Genomic DNA, 18203 nt, shown 5'->3' with positions numbered 1-18203 from the left:
GTGACACGCTTCCGTCATGTCTCGAGCTGGAATTGCCTTGGTGAGTCGGCGGCACGTCGACCACGGCCGCATGTCCAGCGCCATCTGTCCCGCCTGCTGACAGCCCAGCACCGCCGCACACAGTCGAGCATTCCCCCCTCCTGCTACTCCCGCGTTCCCTTGACGCACCGTACTCCGGCGCACCGTCGCGCCTCAGCGCGAGTGTGCAGCTCAGAGCCGCCCTCCTGCAGTCCCGAAGGACATATCGCCATGGCCGCCACCCCCGAAAAGCCCGCTCCCGCCGCCGCGTCCCGCCGCAAGACGGGACGTCACCGCGGCGAGGGTCAGTGGGCCGTTGGCCACATGACGCCGCTCAACGCCAACGAGCAGACCAAGAAGGACGACGACGGTCTCAATGTACGGACACGTATTGAGACGATCTACGCCCACCGCGGTTTCGACTCCATCGACGGCGCGGATCTGCGCGGCCGGATGCGCTGGTGGGGCCTCTACACCCAGCGCAAGCCCGGGATCGACGGCGGCAAGACCGCGATCCTGGAGCCGGAGGAGCTGGACGACAAGTACTTCATGCTGCGCGTCCGTATCGACGGCGGGCGGCTGACCACCGAGCAGCTGCGGGTGATCGGCGAGATCTCCCAGGAGTTCGCGCGCGGCACCGCCGACATCACCGACCGGCAGAACATCCAGTACCACTGGATCCGGATCGAGGACATGCCGGAGATCTGGCGGCGGCTCGAAGGGGTCGGGCTGTCCACGACCGAGGCGTGCGGTGACACCCCCCGGGTGATCCTCGGCTCGCCCGTGGCGGGCATCGCCGAGGACGAGATCATCGACGGCACCCCCGCGATCGAGGAGATCCAGCGCCGGATCGTCGGCAACAAGGCGTTCTCGAATCTGCCCCGCAAGTTCAAGTCAGCGATCTCCGGATCCCCCCTGCTGGACGTGGCCCACGAGATCAACGACATCTCGTTCGTGGGGGTCGACCACCCCGACCACGGCCCCGGCTTCGACCTCTGGGTCGGCGGCGGGCTCTCCACCAACCCCAAGCTCGGGGTGCGCCTCGGCGCATGGGTCCCGCTGGAGGACGTCCCCGATGTCTTCGAGGGGGTCATCTCGATCTTCCGGGACCACGGCTACCGGCGCCTGCGCACCCGGGCGCGGCTGAAGTTCCTGGTCGCCGACTGGGGCCCGGAGAAGTTCCGCCGGGTGCTGGAGGACGAGTATCTGCTGCGGACCCTGGCCGACGGGCCCGCGCCCCCCGTTCCCGTACAGCAGTGGCGCGACCACGTGGGTGTGCACCGGCAGCGGGACGGGCGGTTCTACGTCGGGTTCGCGCCGCGCGTGGGACGGGTCGACGGCACCGTCCTCACCAAGATCGCCGAACTGGCCTCTGCACACGGCTCCCAGCGGGTGCGCACCACCGTCGAGCAGAAGATGCTCGTGCTCGACGTGGCCGAGGAGCAGGTCGACTCGCTGGTGGCGGGTCTTGAGGCGCTCGATCTGCGGGTGACCCCGTCGCCGTTCCGGCGCGGGACGATGGCCTGCACCGGTATCGAGTACTGCAAGCTGGCGATCGTCGAGACCAAGGCGCGCGGCGCCTCACTGATCGATGAACTGGAGCGCCGGATCCCGGAGTTCGACCAGCCGATCACCATCAACATCAACGGCTGCCCTAACGCCTGCGCCCGTATCCAGGTCGCGGACATCGGTCTCAAGGGGCAGTTGGTCCTGGACGGCGACGGCAACCAGGTGGAGGGTTTCCAGGTCCACCTGGGCGGCGCGCTGGGCCTGGAGCCCGGCTTCGGCCGCAAGGTCCGCGGTCTGAAGGTCACCTCCGCCGAACTGCCCGACTACGTCGAGCGCGTGCTGCGGCGTTTCCAGGACGAGCGCGAGGACGGCGAGCGCTTCGCCGCCTGGGCGGCGCGGGCCTCCGAGGAGGCCCTGTCATGAGCGGCGCACGCGCGGCCGCCGGGCCGCTGACGGCACCAGAGACCGCACCCCCGCGCCACGCGGGCGCGGAAGCTCACGGGGAGGCCCTGTCATGAGTGAGCGCGCCGCCCCGTTCTACTGCCCCTACTGCGGCGACGAGGATCTGCGTCCCAGCGAGCAGGGCCACGGCGCCTGGGAGTGCGCGGCATGCAACCGGGCCTTCCAGCTGAAGTTCCTCGGGCTGCTGGCCCGGGGGCTCCAGCGCGGCCGTGACGCACTCGACGGGCTCGACGGCAACGGAACGGAAGGCAAGGGGATATGACGGTCACTTACACAGGTGAACTCAAGGCCCTCGCCGAGCGCGCCGGGCGGGACCTGGAGGACGCGTCCGCCCTGGACATCCTCACCTGGGCCGCCAAGACCTTCGGCCCCCGCTTCTGTGTCACCTCCTCCATGGAGGACGCGGTCGTCGCGCATCTCGCCTCCCGCGCCCTCCCGGGCGTGGACGTGGTCTTCCTCGACACGGGCTACCACTTCCCCGAGACGATCGGGACCCGGGACGCGGTCGAGGCCGTGATGGACGTCACTCTGATCACCCTGACCCCGCGCCAGTCGGTCGCCGAGCAGGACGCCGAGTACGGGCCCCGGCTGCACGACCGCGACCCCGATCGGTGCTGCGCCCTGCGGAAGGTCAAACCGCTGGAGGACGGCCTGGCGGCGTACGACGCCTGGGCGACCGGGCTGCGCCGCGACGAGTCCCCCACCCGGGCGAACACCCCGGTCGTCGGCTGGGACGACAGGCGCGGGAAGGTCAAGATTTCCCCCATAGCCCGCTGGACCCAGGACGACGTGGAAGCATACGTCGCCGAGCACGGTGTCCTGACCAACCCGCTGCTGATGGACGGCTACACCTCCGTCGGCTGCGCGCCCTGCACCCGGAGGGTGCTGGAGGGCGAGGACGCGCGCGCCGGCCGCTGGGCCGGGCGCGGCAAGACGGAATGCGGGCTGCACGGCTGATGACGACTGCGGGAGAGCAGGGAGACAAGGACGTGACAGGGGCCACCATCTGGCTCACGGGGCTGCCGAGCGCCGGCAAGACCACCATCGCGCTGGCGCTGGCGGAGCGGCTGCGCGAGGGCGGCCACCGGGCCGAGGTGCTCGACGGCGACGAGATCCGTGAGTTCCTCTCCGCCGGGCTCGGCTTCAGCCGCGAGGACCGCCACACGAACGTCCAGCGGATCGGCTTCGTCGCACAGCTGCTGGCGTCCCACGGCGTCACGGTCCTCGTGCCGGTGATCGCCCCGTACGCGGACAGCCGCGAGGCCGTCCGCAAGCGCCACGCGGCCGCGGGCACGCCCTATGTGGAGGTCCATGTGGCCACGCCCGTCGAGGTGTGCTCCGTACGCGATGTGAAGGGGCTCTACGCCAAGCAGGCGGCGGGCGAGATCAGCGGGCTGACCGGGGTGGACGACCCGTACGAGGAGCCCGTCTCCCCGGATCTGCGGATCGAGTCCCAGAACCAGAGTGTCCAGGAGTCCGCGGCGGCGCTGTTCGCGCTGCTCACCGGGAAGGGTCTGCTGTGAGCAACGCGAAGGGACGCCTCGGGACGGCCGTCGCCGCCGTCCAGGACGCGGACAGTCCGTACGCCCTCTCCCACCTCGACGCCCTGGAGTCCGAGGCGGTGCACATCTTCCGTGAGGTGGCGGGTGAGTTCGAGCGGCCGGTGATCCTCTTCTCCGGCGGCAAGGACTCCATCGTCATGCTGCATCTCGCGCTGAAGGCGTTCGCGCCCGCTCCCGTCCCCTTCTCCCTGCTGCACGTCGACACCGGGCACAACTTCCCCGAGGTCATCGAGTACCGGGACCGCACGGTCGCCCACCACGGGCTGCGGCTGCACATCGCCTCCGTACAGGAGTACATCGACGCCGGGAAGCTGCGTGAGCGGCCCGACGGGACCCGCAATCCGCTCCAGACCGTACCGCTGACGGAGAAGATCCAGTCCGAGCGGTTCGACGCGGTCTTCGGCGGCGGCCGCAGGGACGAGGAGAAGGCCCGCGCCAAGGAGCGGGTGTTCTCGCTGCGGGACGAGTTCTCGCAGTGGGACCCGCGCCGCCAGCGCCCCGAGCTGTGGCAGCTGTACAACGGCCGGCACGCGCCCGGTGAGCACGTACGGGTGTTCCCGCTGTCGAACTGGACCGAGCTGGACGTCTGGCAGTACATCGCGCGGGAGAAGATCGAACTGCCGGGGATCTACTTCGCCCATGAGCGGGAGGTCTTCCAGCGCTCCGGGATGTGGCTGACGGCCGGTGACTGGGGCGGCCCGAAGGCGGCCGAGCCGGTCCAGACCCGGCTCATCCGCTACCGGACGGTCGGCGACATGTCCTGCACGGGCGCGGTCGACTCCGACGCCACCACCCTGGACGCCGTGATCGCCGAGATCGCCGCCTCCCGGCTCACCGAGCGGGGTGCCACCCGCGCCGACGACAAGCTGTCCGAGGCCGCGATGGAAGACCGCAAGCGCGAAGGGTACTTCTAGCCATGAGCAACTCCACCGAGCAGCTGACGGAGCAGTTGTCGGCGACGACCCTGCTGCGCTTCGCGACGGCCGGTTCCGTCGACGACGGCAAGTCCACCCTGGTGGGGCGGCTGCTGCACGACTCCAAGTCGGTGCTGACCGATCAGCTGGAGGCGGTCGAGCACGCCTCCCGCTCACGCGGCCAGGACGCGCCGGACCTGGCGCTGCTCACCGACGGGCTGCGGGCCGAGCGTGAGCAGGGCATCACCATCGATGTGGCGTACCGCTACTTCGCCACCGCGCGCCGGCGGTTCATCCTCGCCGACACCCCGGGCCATGTGCAGTACACCCGGAACATGGTGACGGGCGCCTCCACGGCCGAGCTGGCGGTCGTGCTGGTCGACGCGCGCAACGGCGTTGTCGAGCAGACCCGCCGCCATGCCGCGGTCGCCGCGCTGCTGCGGGTGCCGCATGTGGTGCTGGCGGTCAACAAGATGGACCTGGTCGGGTACGAGGAGTCCGTGTTCGCGGCCATCGCCGAGGAGTTCACCGCGTACGCGAGCGCGCTGGGCGTCCCGGAGATCACGGCCATCCCGATCTCGGCGCTCGCCGGTGACAATGTGGTGGAAGCGTCGGCGAACATGGACTGGTACGGCGGTCCGACCGTGCTGGAGCATCTGGAGACCGTGCCCTCCACCCACGATCTGACGGCCTGCCACGCCCGGCTGCCGGTGCAGTACGTGATCCGTCCGCAGACGGCCGAGCACCCGGACTACCGGGGGTACGCGGGCCAGATCGCCGCGGGCACCTTCCGGGTCGGCGAGAGCGTGACCGTACTGCCGTCGGGGCGCACCTCGAAGGTGTCCGGGATCGATCTGCTCGGCGAGGCGGTGGACATCGCCTGGACGCCCCAGTCCGTGACCCTCCTGCTGGAGGACGACATCGACATCTCGCGGGGCGATCTGATCGTGCCGAGCGGTGACGCGCCGGCGACCACGCAGGACGTGGAGGCGACGGTGTGCCATGTCGCCGACCAGCCGCTGACGGTGGGCCAGCGGGTGCTGCTGAAGCACACGACCCGCACGGTCAAGGCGATCGTCAAGGACATCCCGTCGCGGCTCACCCTCGACGATCTGTCCCAGCACCCCGACCCGGGACGGCTGGTGGCCAATGACATCGGCCTGGTACGGGTGCGTACGGCCGAACCGCTGGCGCTGGACTCGTACGCCGATTCGCGCCGCACCGGCTCCTTCCTGCTGATCGACCCGGCCGACGGCACCACGCTGGCGGCCGGTATGGCGGGCGACTCGTTCGCGACCGCCGCGAAGTCCGTACCCGCCGACGACGACGCCGAATGGGACTTCTGATGACCGATGTGTTCGCTACCTTCGCCAAGGAGGGCGGCCGGGTGGGCAGTGGCACCCTCGGCGCCGGCTCGGGGGGTGTCACACGATGTGCGTGATGGCCCCGGCGCGCGATCCGCGCCACCGACGAAGACCGTTAACCGCCGACTTCCCGGCCACGCTCCACGAACGTGACCGCCGGGTCCTCCGAGAGGACACCCTCCCGTGCCTGCCACCCGTACCACCCTGCGCCGCGGTATCGCCGTCGCCGCCGCACTTCCGCTGCTGATCGGCGCGCTCGCCTCCTGCGGGTACGGCTCCGACGCCGAGAAGGACGACGACTCCGCCCCGGCCGCGAAGGGCGAGAAGCTCTCGTCCGATACCGTGAAGCTCGGCTACTTCCCGAATCTGACCCACGCCACCGCGCTCGTCGGTGAGCAGGAGGGCATCCTCCAGAAGGAACTGGGCGGCACCCAGATCAAGTCGACCACCTTCAACGCCGGCCCCTCGGAGATCGAGGCGCTCAACGCGGGCTCGATCGACATCGGCTTCATCGGCCCCTCGCCGGCCATCAACGGCTTCACCAAGTCCAAGGGCAAGAACCTGAGGATCGTCGCCGGTTCCGCGTCCGGCGGGGTCAAGCTGGTGGTCAACCCGGGGAAGATCAAGACCCTGGACGATCTCAAGGGCAAGAAGATCGCCACTCCCCAGCTCGGCAACACCCAGGACGTCGCGTTCCTCAACTGGATAGCCGAGAAGGGCTGGAAGACGGACGCCCAGAGCGGCAAGGGCGATGTCTCCGTGGTCCGTACGGACAACAAGATCACGCCGGACGCCTACAAGTCGGGGTCCATCGACGGCGCCTGGGTACCGGAGCCGACCGCGTCCAAGCTGGTCAGCCAGGGTGCGAAGGTGCTGCTCGACGAGGCGACGATCTGGCCGGACAAGAAGTTCGTGATCACCCACATCATCGTGTCGCAGAAGTTCCTGAAGGAGCACCCGGACGTCGTGGAGGCCGTGGTGCGCGGCTCGGTGAAGACCAACGCCTGGATCGCCGCCGACCCGGACCGGGCGAAGGCGTCCGCCAACGCCAAGCTGAAGGCGCTCACCGGCAAGGAGCTGCCGGCGGAGATCATCGACCCGGCGTGGGCGTCGATCCGGTTCCTGGACGACCCGCTGGCCCCGACGCTCCAGGCGCAGGCGGACCACGCGGTGAAGGCCGGTCTGCTGGAGCAGCCGGACCTGAAGGGCATCTACGACCTGACGGCCCTGAACAAGGTCCTGAAGGCCGACGGCAAGCCCGCGGTCTCCGACGCCGGTCTCGGCGTCGGCTAGCCGGCCAGACGCCGAACGATTCCCCGCAGCACTGACCCAGGAGGTGACGACCATGGCCAGCACCCTCACCAAGGACCCGGCCGAGGCCCGTACGACGGCCGGGCACGCCGCCCGTATCGAGCATGTCTCGAAGTCCTTCGCGGGCCCCGGTGGGGGGCAGCTCGTTCTGGACGACATCAGCCTCGATGTCGCTCCCGGCGAGTTCGTCACCCTCCTGGGCGCCTCGGGCTGCGGAAAGTCCACCCTGCTCAATCTGGTCGCGGGGCTGGACGCGCCCTCCTCGGGGTCCATCGAGACCCCCGGGGGGCGGCCCGCGCTGATGTTCCAGGAGCACGCGCTGTTCCCCTGGCTGACCGCGGGCAAGAACATCGAACTCGCGCTGCGGCTGCGCGGGGTCGCCAAGTCGGAGCGGCGCACCGAGGCCGAGCGGCTGCTCGAACTCGTACGGCTCGGCGGCGCGTACCGCAAGCGGGTGCACGAGCTGTCCGGCGGTATGCGGCAGCGGGTGGCGCTGGCGCGCGCCCTGGCGCAGGACAGCCAACTGCTGCTGATGGACGAGCCGTTCGCGGCGCTGGACGCCATCACCCGGGATGTGCTGCACGACGAGCTGACCCGGATCTGGCGGGAGACCCGGCTGTCGGTGCTGTTCGTGACGCACAACGTCCGTGAGGCCGTGCGGCTGGCCGAGCGGGTGGTTCTGCTGTCGTCCCGGCCGGGACGTATCGCCCGGGAGTGGACGGTGGGGATCGAGCAGCCGCGCCGTATCGAGGACGCCGCTGTGGCGGAGCTGTCCATCGAGATCACCGAAGAACTGCGTGGGGAGATCCGCCGACATGGCCAGCACTGACACCTCGGCCAAGGGCGCGCAGTCCCGGGACCCCGGGTCCGGGACCGGGACCGGGACCGGGTCCACAACTGGGTCCACAACTGGGTCCGGGTCAACCGCCTCCGTGTCCGGGGTGGACTCCTCGCACGACCTCGCGGGGCTGGAGGCGGGCCTCGACGCGCTGGACACGGTCCAGGCCCGGCGGACCCCGTTCGGCGAAGTGCTGCTGAAGAAGGTGCTGCCGCCGGTTCTGGCGGTGGTGCTGGTACTGGTCGTCTGGCAGGCGCTGGTGTGGGCGGAGGTCACCGACGAGGGCAGCCTGCCCGCTCCGTCCGCGGTGTGGGACAGCGTTTCCGACCTCTGGCTCCAGGGCACTCTGCTGGAGATCGTCTGGACCAGCATCTCGCGCGGTCTCCTCGGCTTTCTGCTCGCGCTCGCGATCGGTACGCCCCTCGGTCTGCTGGTCGCACGGGTGAAGTTCGTCCGGGCCGCGATCGGGCCGATCCTGTCGGGACTCCAGTCGCTGCCGTCCGTGGCGTGGGTGCCGCCCGCGGTGATCTGGCTCGGCCTCAACAACCAGATGATGTACGCGGTGATCCTGTTGGGCGCGGTGCCCTCGATCGCCAACGGGCTGGTCTCCGGGGTGGACCAGGTCCCGCCGCTCTTCCTGCGCGCGGGCCGCACGATGGGCGCCACCGGGCTCAGGGGCACCTGGCACATCGTGATGCCGGCCGCGCTGCCCGGCTACGTGGCGGGTCTCAAGCAGGGCTGGGCGTTCTCCTGGCGGTCCCTGATGGCGGCGGAGATCATCGCGTCGTCGCCCGATCTGGGGCTGGGGCTCGGCCAGTTGCTGGAGAACGGCCGCAACAACTCGGACATGCCCGGGGTGTTCCTGGCGATCCTGCTGATCCTGACCGTCGGTATCGCCATCGATCTGCTGATCTTCAGTCCGCTGGAGCGCGCGGTTCTGCGGGGCCGCGGTCTCCTCGTCAAGAACTGAGCCCGCCCATGCGCCTTCCCGTCCTTCTCGTCGTCGCCCACGGCAGCCGCGATCCCCGGCACGCGGCGACCGTGCACGCCCTGGTGCGCCGGGTCCGCTCCCTGTGCCCGGGGCTGCGGGTGGAGACCGGCTTCCTGGACTTCAACGCGCCGTCCGTCCCGAGGGTGCTGGAGCGGCTCGCCGCCGAGGCGGGGGGCGGTACGGGCCGGGGGCGGACGGGCGGCGGCGGACCGGACGGCGAGGTGACGGAGGTGGTCGCGCTGCCGCTGCTGCTGACGCGCGCCTTCCACGCCAAGTCCGACATCCCCGCCGTCCTGCGCGAGGCCTCGGTCCGGCTGCCGAGGCTGCGCGTCCGCCAGGCGGAGGTGCTCGGCCCCTCACCGCTGCTGCTCGCGGCGCTGGAGCGGCGGCTGTACGAGGCCGGGCTCGGCCCGGCCGACAGAAGCTCGACCGGGCTCGTCCTGGCCTCGGCGGGCTCCACGGACCCGGAGGCGATCGCAGTGATCGCTGACATAGCGCGGGAGCTGGGGCACACCGGTTGGTGTGCCGTGCGGCCTGCGTTCGCCTCCGCCGTCTCACCCGGGGGCTTCCCCCGGACCGAGGACGCCGTACGCTCCCTGCGGGCCGACGGCTGCGCGCGGGTGGCGGTGGCTCCCTATGTCATCGCCCCCGGGCGCCTCCCCGACCGGATCGCCGCGGGCGCGCGGGAGGCGGACGTCCTCGCGGATGTCCTCGGCCCCTCGCCCGAACTGGCCCGGCTGCTGCTGGAACGCTACGAACAGGCGCTCACCCCGGCCCGCCCGGCGGAGCGCTCCCTGCCTCTCGGGGTCCCGGCCTGACGAGCCGGGTCCCCCTCCGGCCCCGGGCCTCAGCCGTCGGTCCTCGCGCGCCCGGGCCCGGCGCCCTCACGGCCTTCGCGCCACGGCGACCGACACGACCGCAGCCCCTGGCGCTCGCCCCTTGACGGCACGGGCGGCCGGACGCGGACCCCCGCGGTCGACGGCCCTGCCCTGACCGATTCCCGGGCCCTGGGCGTGTGATGAGCGGCATAATGGAAAGCCGTTCCGGTGAGGGCGGCCGAGGGGTCGGGCGCCACGACGGCGGGCAGGGCGATGCCCCGCGGGGTTCTCCCCCTTCCACGGCCGGACGCCCGGATCGGACACGCCGGACAGGAGGATCCGTGACGGACAGCGCTCCTGATCCGACCGCGCCCGGCGGCGACGCCGACGCTCGCATGCGCCATCTCCGCACGGAGGTGGGGCTCGTCGTGGAGGAAGCCCGGATCGGCGCCAAACGCGCCCAGCGGCGCAGCAAGCTGTGGAACGCGACGTACATCTGTCTCGGCTTCCCCGCGGCCGTGCTGGCGGGTATCTCCGGCGCCGCCGGACTGGCCGCCCCGGGAGCGCGCGTTCCGGCGGCGGTGCTGGCGCTGCTGTCGGCGGGGTTCTCGGCCGGATCGACCTTCTTCCGCGCCGATGCCCGGCAGGTGGCGAATCTGCGCAGACGCTACGCGTGGCAGCATCTGGAGACCCAGGCCCGGCTGGTCCTGGCGCACCAGGCGTACGAGGGGGTCGAGCAGCTCCACGCGGCCCTGGTCTCCCTGCTCGACATCCGGGCGGCCATCCCGTCCAGCGCCCTCGTCCTGACGGAACTCCCGCCGCCCGCGGCCCCGGCGCAGGTCCCGGCCACACCGCAGCTGCCGCCGGTCACTCCCTCGGCTCCGGGGCCCTGATCCGGGCGGAGGTGCCCTCGGAGGCCGGTGAGCGGGAGACGGGCGTCAGGGCCGTCAGGGCACGATCGGGGGTCCGCCGCACTCGTGCCCGGCCGCCCGCGGGGGCTCGGTGACAGATTCGTAGCGGTGCGGTGACGGCCGCGGGCCGCGCTTGACGCATCATCGGGACAAGGAGGCCGACATGTCGTTCCACTACCACAAGCGGATAACACTGATCCCCAAGGTGCTGCACCTCAACATCAGCTCGCACGGCTGGTCCTGGTCGTTCGGCGGGCGCCGGGCGCACATCACGCGCGACAGCCACGGCCGTCGCAGCGCCGCTGTCCGGCTGCCCGGCGGGTTCACCTGGCGCCGGGACTCGCGCCGCCGCCGCTGACGCGCCCGCTCACGGAATCCTGTAGGGAGGTGATTCCGCTCCGCGGACAGCCGTCTCAGTCCGTGGTCAGCTCCACCAGTTTGAGGACGGTGTTCCAGTTACGGCTGGTGGCGACGATCCCCTTGGTGAGACCCGGCCTGGCGAGGACATCGGCGAGCTTGGAGCGGCCGAGGCCGTCCGGGGCGTAGAGATAGAGCGCGCGGTCGCCGAGCCGGAACTCCTCCGGCGCGAAGGCCGCTCGGTCGATCGCGCTGAATCTCTCGGGGTCGACCCCTTCGGAGAAATAGGTGACGTGCAACTGCCTGGCCTCCAGCGTGGCGGCCGGAAAGGGGCAGTCGTCGGCGATGGACCGGAGATACGCGGCGTCGCGAACCAGACAGTCGACGGCGAAGCCGAACCTCCGTTCGATCGCGCGCTCAAGGTTCCGCGTCAGCGTCCGCTCGTCGGCGGAGTCACTGGTGAAGACGGCGTTTCCGCTCCCCAGATAGGTGGCGACGCCACTGAGGCCCAGCTCCTCCAGCACCTCGCGCAGCTCGGCCATGGGCACTTTTCGGTGACCGCCGACGTTGATGCCCCGGAGCAGGGCCGCGTATCTCGTACTCATGGCGACACCCTAGGCCGACGGCTCCTTCTGACGGGCACCCAGTTGCATGTAAGGGACCTTCACTTTCGTTGTCGGGGATACGGCAGTCCCAGCGGAGGAGAGCACCGTCCCCGGAGTCACCGGTGAGCAGGACGAATGGATCAGCGGCGGCCTCTAGCGTCATGTCGAGAGCCGGTGTCGCGCCGGTCCGACGCCACGAGAGGCAGACGCTGTCATGGGGAAGACCGGGAGCGGACCGCGCGGGCTGGCCGCACGGGCAGGAGGCTGGAGCGCGCGGCACCGATGGGCCGCCGTGGGCATCTGGGTGCTGTTCGTCGTGCTGGCGACGGTGGCCGGTTCGGCCGCGGGCCGGGTGGAGATCAAGGACAGCGACCAGCTCAAGGGTGAGACCACCCGGGCGGCGAAGATCATCGAGGCCGCCGGTATCGAGAACGCCGCCGGTGAGAGCGTGCTGATCCAGGCGCGCGGAGGCACCCTCAAGGCGACGGACCCGCGGTTCCGCTCCGCCGTCGACGAGGTGATCGAGGCGGTGGACGCGACCGGCGAGGTGACCGAGGTGACCTCCCCGTACACCACCAGGACGATCTCCAAGGACGGGCGCAGCGCGCTCGTCCAGTTCGATGTGCGCGGGGACCCCGAGACGGCCGGGAAGCGGATCGACCCGGTCCTGAAGGCGGTCTCCGGGGTGCAGGACCGGCACCAGGAGCTGCGCATCGAGGAGATCGGTGACGCCAGCATGAACAAGACGTTCGACGAGGCGTTCGGGAAGGACTTCCAGCAGGCGGAGTTCTCGGCGGTGCCGGTCGCGTTCGGGATTCTGCTGATCGCGTTCGGCGCGCTCGTGGCCGCGCTGGTGCCGGTGCTCCTGGCGATCACGGCGATCATCGCGACCATGGGGCTGATGGGCGTCGTCAGCCATCTGATGCCGATGAGCGACACCGCGAACTCGGTGATGCTGCTGGTCGGTCTGGCCGTCGGCGTCGACTACTGCCTCTTCTATCTCCGGCGCGAGCGCGAGGAGCGGGCGGCCGGGCGGGACGCCCATACGGCGATGCAGATCGCGGCGGCGACCAGCGGCCGGGCCATCGTCGTCTCCGGGGTGACCGTGTGTGTCGCCATGGCCGGCATGCTCTTCACCGGGATCGGTGAGTTCGAGTCGATGGGCCTGGCGTCGCTGATCGTGGTCGCGGTGGCGATGGTCGGGTCGGTGACGGTCCTTCCCGCGCTGCTGTCCCTGCTCGGTGAGCGGGTGGAGAAGGGGCGGGTCCCGTTCCTCAACCGTCTGAAGAAGGGCTCCCGGGGCTCGGGCGGTTCCGAGAGCCGGTTCTGGCGCAAGGTCCTCGGCGTGGTGCTGAAGCGGCCCGTGATCTCCCTGGTCGTCGCCGCGGGCGCACTGGCGGCGGTGGCACTGCCCGCCATCGGGATGAAGACCCAGGAACTGACACTGGACCAGGAGTTCGGCGACTCGGTGCCGATCGTGGCAACCTACCAGCGGCTCAACGAGGCCTTCCCCGGTGGCGCGGACCCGGCACGGGTCGTCGTCAAGGCGGACGACATCAACGCCCCGGCCGTCAAGCAGGCGATCGCCGACTTCCGGGAGAGGGCGGTCAGCTCGGGCGCGTCCCAGGGGCCCGTCGAGGTCATCACGCACGACGAGCAGAACGTGGCCTTCGTCGCCGTCCCGCTGATCGGCGGCTCCGACCAGGACGAGGCGGAGAAGAGCCTGCGGATCCTCCGTGAGGAGGTACGGCCCGCGACCCTCGGCAAGGCGGACGGCGTCGAGGCGCCGATCACCGGCCAGGTCGCCGGCTCGAAGGACTTCAACGACCAGCTCTCCGGGTCCGTGGCGCCCGTCTTCGCCTTCGTGGTCGTCTTCGCCTTCGTCCTGATGCTGCTGTCCTTCCGCTCCCTGACGATCGCGGTCACCTCGATCGTGCTCAATCTCCTGTCGGTCGGGGCGGCGTACGGAATCCTCACCGCGGTCTTCCAGCACGGCTGGGGCGCGTCACTGGTGGGCGCGGAGGGCGTCGGTGCCATCGTCGCCTGGCTGCCGCTCTTCCTGTTCGTGATCCTCTTCGGGCTCTCGATGGACTACCACGTGTTCGTGGTGTCCCGGATCCGTGAGGCGAAGACCCAGGGCCGTACGACCCGTGACGCGATCACCCACGGTGTCGTCACCACGGCGGGTGTCGTGACCAGCGCGGCGGTCATCATGGTCGCGGTCTTCGCGATCTTCGGAACGCTCTCCATGCAGTCCATGAAGCAGATGGGCGTCGGCCTCGCGGCGGCGGTCCTGATCGACGCCACGATCATCCGCGGTGTCCTTCTCCCGGCGATCATGGCCCTGCTCGGGGACAGGAACTGGTACTTCCCGAAGTGGCTCGGCTGGCTGCCCGACCTGACCCACGACGAGCCGTCAGCACGGGAAGCACACCATGAGCCGAAGGGGCACGACGACGACGGCCACCGCGCGCCGGTGAGCGTCCAGTCGTCCTGAGCCGGGACAGGGGTGCGGCGGGGTGCGGGGCCTTCGGGGGCCCGCACCCCGCCGCGTACGTCGGCGCCCGTCCCGCGTCGGGCCCGGGGTGACCGCGGATGGACTGCCGGGGCGGTGGTCCGGGCGCGCGCAGGGGCACCCCGTTGGGTACGGGCGCGCTTGCCAGGGCTCTGCCCCAGGCCCCCGCTGCCGCGGCCGTCGCGGATCCGACCGCGGGGACCTGTCCGGTCGGAACGGGTCCGGTCAGAACGGGTGCCAGCGGACCTCGGGCTCATCGTCGCGCAGGGAGTTCACCCGGCGTACGAACTCCTCCCGCGCCCTCGGGTTGGTGACCGCGTGCTGGGCCACCCAGGCGCAGCTCGCGGTCTCCCGCGCGCCCCTCAGGACCGCGCAGCCCTCCCACTCGCGGACATCCCATCCGTACGTCCGGGTGAAGGAGTCGTACGCCTCCGGGGCGAGCCCGTACCGGTCGCGGGACAGCGCCATGACCACGAGGTCGTGCTCGCGGAGGTCGAGGGAGAAGGTCTCCAGGTCCACGAGCACCGGTCCTTCGGGGCCGATGTGCACATTGCGGGGCAGGGCGTCGCCATGGATGGGGCCGGGCGAGAGCCAGGGGGTCAGCTCGGCCGACGCTTCGGCGAAGCCGTCGCGGCGGGCCCGCAGATACGCCGCGTCGGCGGGGTCGATCGCGTCCTGGGCGAGCCGGAGCCAGCGCTCCACGCCACCGAGCAGCTCCCGCCGCGGCAGCGCGAACCCGGGCGCGGGCAGGGCGTGCACCTGACGGAGCAGCCGGGCGAGGTCGGCGGGTTCCGCGGGGCGGACGGCCTCCGGGAGGCGGTGCCATACGGTCACGGGGTGGCCCTCGACCAGCCGCGCTTCCGGTTCGGCGGGGCGGACGGCGGGGACGCCATGGTCCGCGAGCCACGCTCCGATGGCGAGCTCACGCTCGGCACGGGGCAGCAGCTCATCGGAACGGCCGATCTTGACCACGAGGTCACCGACCCCGAACACCGCGTTCTCACCGAGGGCAATGAGGGCGGCGCCCGGAGCGTGCAGCCGGGCCGCGGTCAGTACGTCGAGGGCGCGTGATGTGTCCATGTGCCGCGCGTGCTCCTGCCTTCACCAGTACGCATGGGTGGATTCTCCCATCCCGGGGCGGCGCGGGCGCGCCGCGGGTCCGTCGCGCCTGGTCCCCGGGTCCGTCCTCAAACGCCGGACGGGCTGGAATGCCTCCTCGGAGGGGTGCCGCTGAGCAGCAGACCTGAGGTCTCGGGGCCGACCAGTCCGATCCGGTTCTCGATGCTCGCAGCGGGCGGATCAAGACTTGGTGATGACAGCGAGATGGGCCCTGGCCGACGCCGAGAAGCTGTCCAGGATGGCCCTGCCCTTGGCGGCGGTGGCCAGGGACGGCCGGCCGATGATCCCGTTGGAGGTGTACCCGGCCATGCCCAGACTGAGAAGGTGCGGGCGGCTCGGAGCCGAATGATCGTCCTGCTCTATGCCGTCACGCACGAGGTGGGGTGCCCCGTGCAGGAGGAGTGAGACTTCGAATTCGCCGCCATGCATGTCTTCGGCGGCGCTGCTCTCCAGGCGGGCGTCCGCACGGGCCCGGGCTCGATCTTCGTGGACGGGGAACAGTACGACTTTCGGGCCGGCGGCATTGAGTTCCTGGGCGACGTTGGACAGGACGTAATTCCCGCCATGTCCATTGACGATGATCAAGCCTGGGACGCCGGCTGCCTGAAGGGATTGCCAGATGTCGTTGACCATGGCGTAGAGGGTTGTTGCACTGATACTGACGGTGCCTGCCGCGGAAGCATGCTCGTGAGAGCAGGAGACCGTGACAGGCGGCAGGAGGAAGAGATCGTGATCGTCTGCGATCCGGCGCGCGATCAGACAGGCAATCACGGTATCGGTTGTCAGCGGCAGATGGTCGCCGTGCTGCTCGAAGCTCCCGACGGGGAGGACGGCCACCGCCTGCCCCCTGCGGCGCACGTCGGCTGATGTGGCCTGCGTGATCAGATCATCCATGTGCCCAGTTTTCCTCATACTGCCCGAGACAACTGGGTCGCCAACCGATCACGAACGATCTGGAGACGCTCGGTGAACGTCGCCACAGCGGGCAGCTGCTGTCGGGCCCCCACGATGCGAGCCATGGCGGCCAGCTCGGTCAGTGTCCGGGCCGAACCCGTCTGGGCGACGATCGCCAGGGCCTTTATGCCGGCTTCGGCTCCCCGCTCGGGTTCTCCGGCGACGGCATACGCACGGGCGAGCCTGGCGAGGTAGACGCCACGGTCGTTGCGGTAGATCTGGGGCAGTGCATCGATCTCGTCCTCAAAAAGCCGCACTGCCCGCCATGGCTCGCCGAGGTCGATCCAGCAATTCGCACGTTGCATCTCGATATATGCGGGAGTGCAGTACGAGGTGTCGGGTGCTGTTGCGGAATCGTGTGCCGACGGCCTCAAAGCCAATTCGTGCGCCTCGTCGAACTTGGCGAATGCCGCCCTGGGGTTACGCTGCAACGCGTAACCGATGGCTTCTTACTGAACCGCCAGGGCAACGATTTCTGATGACGGGTCGGTTACTCGTTGAGCAGCCCTGGCAAGCCCGATGGCCCGTTCCGCGTTGGCCTGAGAGGCCGCTTGGTGGCCCTTGCGGAACAGTACGTACGACTGCATGTGATCGTCGGCCGCTTCCTGCGCCCATTCCATGGCCCGGTCCGACCAGTAGCCACACGCGCCGAAGTCCCCGAGGTCCTGGTGGAGCCACCCGAGGAACTCCGTCGTTCGGCTGCCCAGACGCAACAGCTCCTGGCGGATCGATCCATTGGCACTACCCAGCAGGTGGTCGATGGTCTGAGCGTGATGAGTGACCGTCATCAGGGGATGTCGTGCACCGAAGTAGTTGGCGCTCTTGTAGTGGTGCACCAGCTGCTTCTCGATGAGTGCGGCGGCGAAGCGTGGATCGGTGAGGTCGTCCCCCGAAGATTCCGTCCATGAATCAGCCGCGCTCGCACTCAGGGCAAGTGAACCGCTGATCCCCGGTAATGGGGTGGAGGACGCCCGTTCCGGGCCCTCCCAGTCGCGATCCCTCAGGCCCAGCATGGTTCCGGGGATGCGCAGACCATCGGCTATACGTTCGATAACGGTCATGTCCTTGATAATGCGCTGCCCTTGGATCACTTCGCCCACGCGGCTGGGCGTGAGTTCACACCGGCGCGCGATGAGTGCCGGATAGATGCCCGCGCGCTTCACCAGCGTGAAGACTTGGGAGAAATCACGTTCCCGGCACGCGTCGATCATCTCGGGATCCCTCAGGAGCCGTGCGGGGAGGTCGATTGGAGGCTCGGACTTCGGCATGAGCGCTGCTCCGTGTGTCGGCTCCGCGTTGATCGCGATGGCTCTGCCCGGGAGATGCTACCCACCGTGGGTATTCACGCTGGTGTGGTCCACAAAATCGCCCACCGCAAGGCTGTCGCCATGAAGTCGAATGTGACAGTGACGAACGGGCCTTCGGTCGCTCACCGTTGGACCCGTAGCCCTCGCACGGTGGGCAAGGCTCGCGCCGAACTGCTTGAGGTGCTGACCGGATGGAACCTGTGTGCGATTGAGGACGAAGCCTTGGTGGTGCCCTCCGAGCTGGTCACCAATGCGGTGCGGCACGCGCGCACCTCGCCGGGGCGACAGATTGAGACACGGTATCTGCGTGAGGCCGACGGAATCCGGATTGAGGTCCACGGCCCGGACACTCAGCGCCCCACGGCTCGTGTGCCGGGAGAGTCCGGTGGCTACGGGCTCGTTCTCGTTGATGGTCTCGCCGACCGCTGGGGAGTCGAGGAGCTGGACGGAGCCGGCAAGCCGGTGTGGGCCGTGGTCACTCTTCCACATGCGTATTGAGATGAACGCCGCAGCACTGAGCGCGTCTGCGCCACCCGCCTTGCTGACCGCCGACTGCCTCTGGTGCCAACGCCGCACGACCGCTCCTGTGGCGGTCCGCTGGGCGGCGGAAACCGCCGGCTACGCCTGTCCGCACTGTGTCAGCCTCCT

The 18203-nt window shown here is 70.0% G+C and carries 18 protein-coding genes and 1 pseudogene; 14 read left to right on the top strand and 5 right to left on the bottom strand.

Annotated elements, in window-relative coordinates; translation table 11 throughout:
• Window positions 1–249 precede the first annotated feature (249 nt).
• From ACIBCM_RS09665 to ACIBCM_RS09610, 12 genes are all read left to right on the top strand, one after another.
• On the top strand, window positions 250–1950 hold the full coding sequence (locus tag ACIBCM_RS09665) for a nitrite/sulfite reductase (protein ID WP_399241438.1): 1701 nt from the start codon (window positions 250–252) through the stop codon (window positions 1948–1950).
• 91 nt (window positions 1951–2041) lie between these two features.
• On the top strand, window positions 2042–2251 hold the full coding sequence (locus tag ACIBCM_RS09660; RefSeq protein ID WP_399241437.1) for a hypothetical protein: 210 nt from the start codon (window positions 2042–2044) through the stop codon (window positions 2249–2251).
• A complete protein-coding gene (locus ACIBCM_RS09655; protein ID WP_399241436.1) occupies window positions 2248–2946 on the top strand; it encodes a phosphoadenylyl-sulfate reductase in 699 nt (232 codons plus the stop codon). The genes ACIBCM_RS09660 and ACIBCM_RS09655 overlap by 4 nt, the downstream gene beginning before the upstream one ends.
• Window positions 2928–3512 (top strand): adenylyl-sulfate kinase, encoded by a 585-nt coding sequence (gene cysC, locus ACIBCM_RS09650; RefSeq protein ID WP_399241435.1) that lies wholly within the window; start codon window positions 2928–2930, stop codon window positions 3510–3512. Before ACIBCM_RS09655 ends, cysC begins: the two co-directional genes overlap by 19 nt.
• Window positions 3509–4465: a sulfate adenylyltransferase subunit CysD gene (gene cysD, locus ACIBCM_RS09645; RefSeq protein WP_399241434.1), complete on the top strand. Its 957-nt coding sequence runs from the start codon at window positions 3509–3511 to the stop codon at window positions 4463–4465. Before cysC ends, cysD begins: the two co-directional genes overlap by 4 nt.
• A 2-nt stretch (window positions 4466–4467) precedes the next feature.
• The gene (locus tag ACIBCM_RS09640) at window positions 4468–5811 is read left to right on the top strand and encodes a sulfate adenylyltransferase subunit 1 (protein WP_399241433.1); all 1344 of its coding nucleotides are present in this window, start codon (window positions 4468–4470) and stop codon (window positions 5809–5811) included.
• 201 nt (window positions 5812–6012) lie between these two features.
• Complete coding sequence (locus ACIBCM_RS09635; RefSeq protein WP_399241432.1) at window positions 6013–7122, top strand: aliphatic sulfonate ABC transporter substrate-binding protein; 1110 nt, start codon at window positions 6013–6015, stop codon at window positions 7120–7122.
• A 52-nt stretch (window positions 7123–7174) separates the two neighbouring features.
• Window positions 7175–7969 carry an ABC transporter ATP-binding protein gene (locus tag ACIBCM_RS09630; RefSeq protein WP_399241431.1) on the top strand — a complete coding sequence of 265 codons (795 nt, stop codon included), beginning with the start codon at window positions 7175–7177 and terminating at the stop codon, window positions 7967–7969.
• Window positions 7938–8948 carry an ABC transporter permease gene (locus tag ACIBCM_RS09625; protein WP_399241430.1) on the top strand — a complete coding sequence of 337 codons (1011 nt, stop codon included), beginning with the start codon at window positions 7938–7940 and terminating at the stop codon, window positions 8946–8948. Before ACIBCM_RS09630 ends, ACIBCM_RS09625 begins: the two co-directional genes overlap by 32 nt.
• Window positions 8949–8956: 8 nt before the next feature.
• On the top strand, window positions 8957–9787 hold the full coding sequence (locus tag ACIBCM_RS09620; protein ID WP_399241429.1) for a sirohydrochlorin chelatase: 831 nt from the start codon (window positions 8957–8959) through the stop codon (window positions 9785–9787).
• A gap of 341 nt (window positions 9788–10128) precedes the next feature.
• On the top strand, window positions 10129–10680 hold the full coding sequence (locus ACIBCM_RS09615; protein ID WP_399241428.1) for a hypothetical protein: 552 nt from the start codon (window positions 10129–10131) through the stop codon (window positions 10678–10680).
• A gap of 181 nt (window positions 10681–10861) precedes the next feature.
• Window positions 10862–11056 (top strand): DUF4236 domain-containing protein, encoded by a 195-nt coding sequence (locus ACIBCM_RS09610; RefSeq protein WP_399241427.1) that lies wholly within the window; start codon window positions 10862–10864, stop codon window positions 11054–11056.
• Window positions 11057–11111: 55 nt separating this feature from the next.
• Here ACIBCM_RS09610 and ACIBCM_RS09605 read toward each other — a convergent pair whose 3' ends face one another.
• A complete protein-coding gene (locus ACIBCM_RS09605) occupies window positions 11112–11660 on the bottom strand; it encodes a DUF1697 domain-containing protein (protein WP_399241426.1) in 549 nt (182 codons plus the stop codon).
• A gap of 214 nt (window positions 11661–11874) precedes the next feature.
• On the opposite strand from ACIBCM_RS09605, the gene ACIBCM_RS09600 reads away from it, so the two are divergent.
• Window positions 11875–14157, top strand: coding sequence for an MMPL family transporter (locus tag ACIBCM_RS09600; RefSeq protein ID WP_399241425.1), 2283 nt, complete (start codon window positions 11875–11877; stop codon window positions 14155–14157).
• A 243-nt stretch (window positions 14158–14400) separates the two neighbouring features.
• On the opposite strand, the gene ACIBCM_RS09595 is transcribed toward ACIBCM_RS09600, so the two are convergent.
• From ACIBCM_RS09595 to ACIBCM_RS09580, 4 genes and pseudogenes are all read right to left on the bottom strand, one after another.
• Complete coding sequence (locus tag ACIBCM_RS09595) at window positions 14401–15255, bottom strand: phosphotransferase enzyme family protein (protein ID WP_399241424.1); 855 nt, start codon at window positions 15253–15255, stop codon at window positions 14401–14403.
• A gap of 219 nt (window positions 15256–15474) precedes the next feature.
• Window positions 15475–16188 carry a creatininase family protein gene (locus tag ACIBCM_RS09590; protein ID WP_399241423.1) on the bottom strand — a complete coding sequence of 238 codons (714 nt, stop codon included), beginning with the start codon at window positions 16186–16188 and terminating at the stop codon, window positions 15475–15477.
• A gap of 14 nt (window positions 16189–16202) precedes the next feature.
• Window positions 16203–16553: a hypothetical protein gene (locus ACIBCM_RS09585; protein WP_399241422.1), complete on the bottom strand. Its 351-nt coding sequence runs from the start codon at window positions 16551–16553 to the stop codon at window positions 16203–16205.
• A gap of 671 nt (window positions 16554–17224) precedes the next feature.
• Window positions 17225–17516: pseudogene (locus ACIBCM_RS09580) on the bottom strand (hypothetical protein); the annotation flags it as partial.
• 66 nt (window positions 17517–17582) lie between these two features.
• Here ACIBCM_RS09580 and ACIBCM_RS09575 point away from each other — a divergent pair.
• Window positions 17583–18053 carry an ATP-binding protein gene (locus tag ACIBCM_RS09575; RefSeq protein ID WP_399241421.1) on the top strand — a complete coding sequence of 157 codons (471 nt, stop codon included), beginning with the start codon at window positions 17583–17585 and terminating at the stop codon, window positions 18051–18053.
• Window positions 18054–18203 lie beyond the last annotated feature (150 nt).

The organism is Streptomyces sp. NPDC051018 (assembly GCF_044456085.1).
GTDB lineage: Bacteria > Actinomycetota > Actinomycetes > Streptomycetales > Streptomycetaceae > Streptomyces.
Note: the sequence above shows the minus strand (reverse complement) of the source record. Positions and strands in the feature narration are given on the sequence as shown.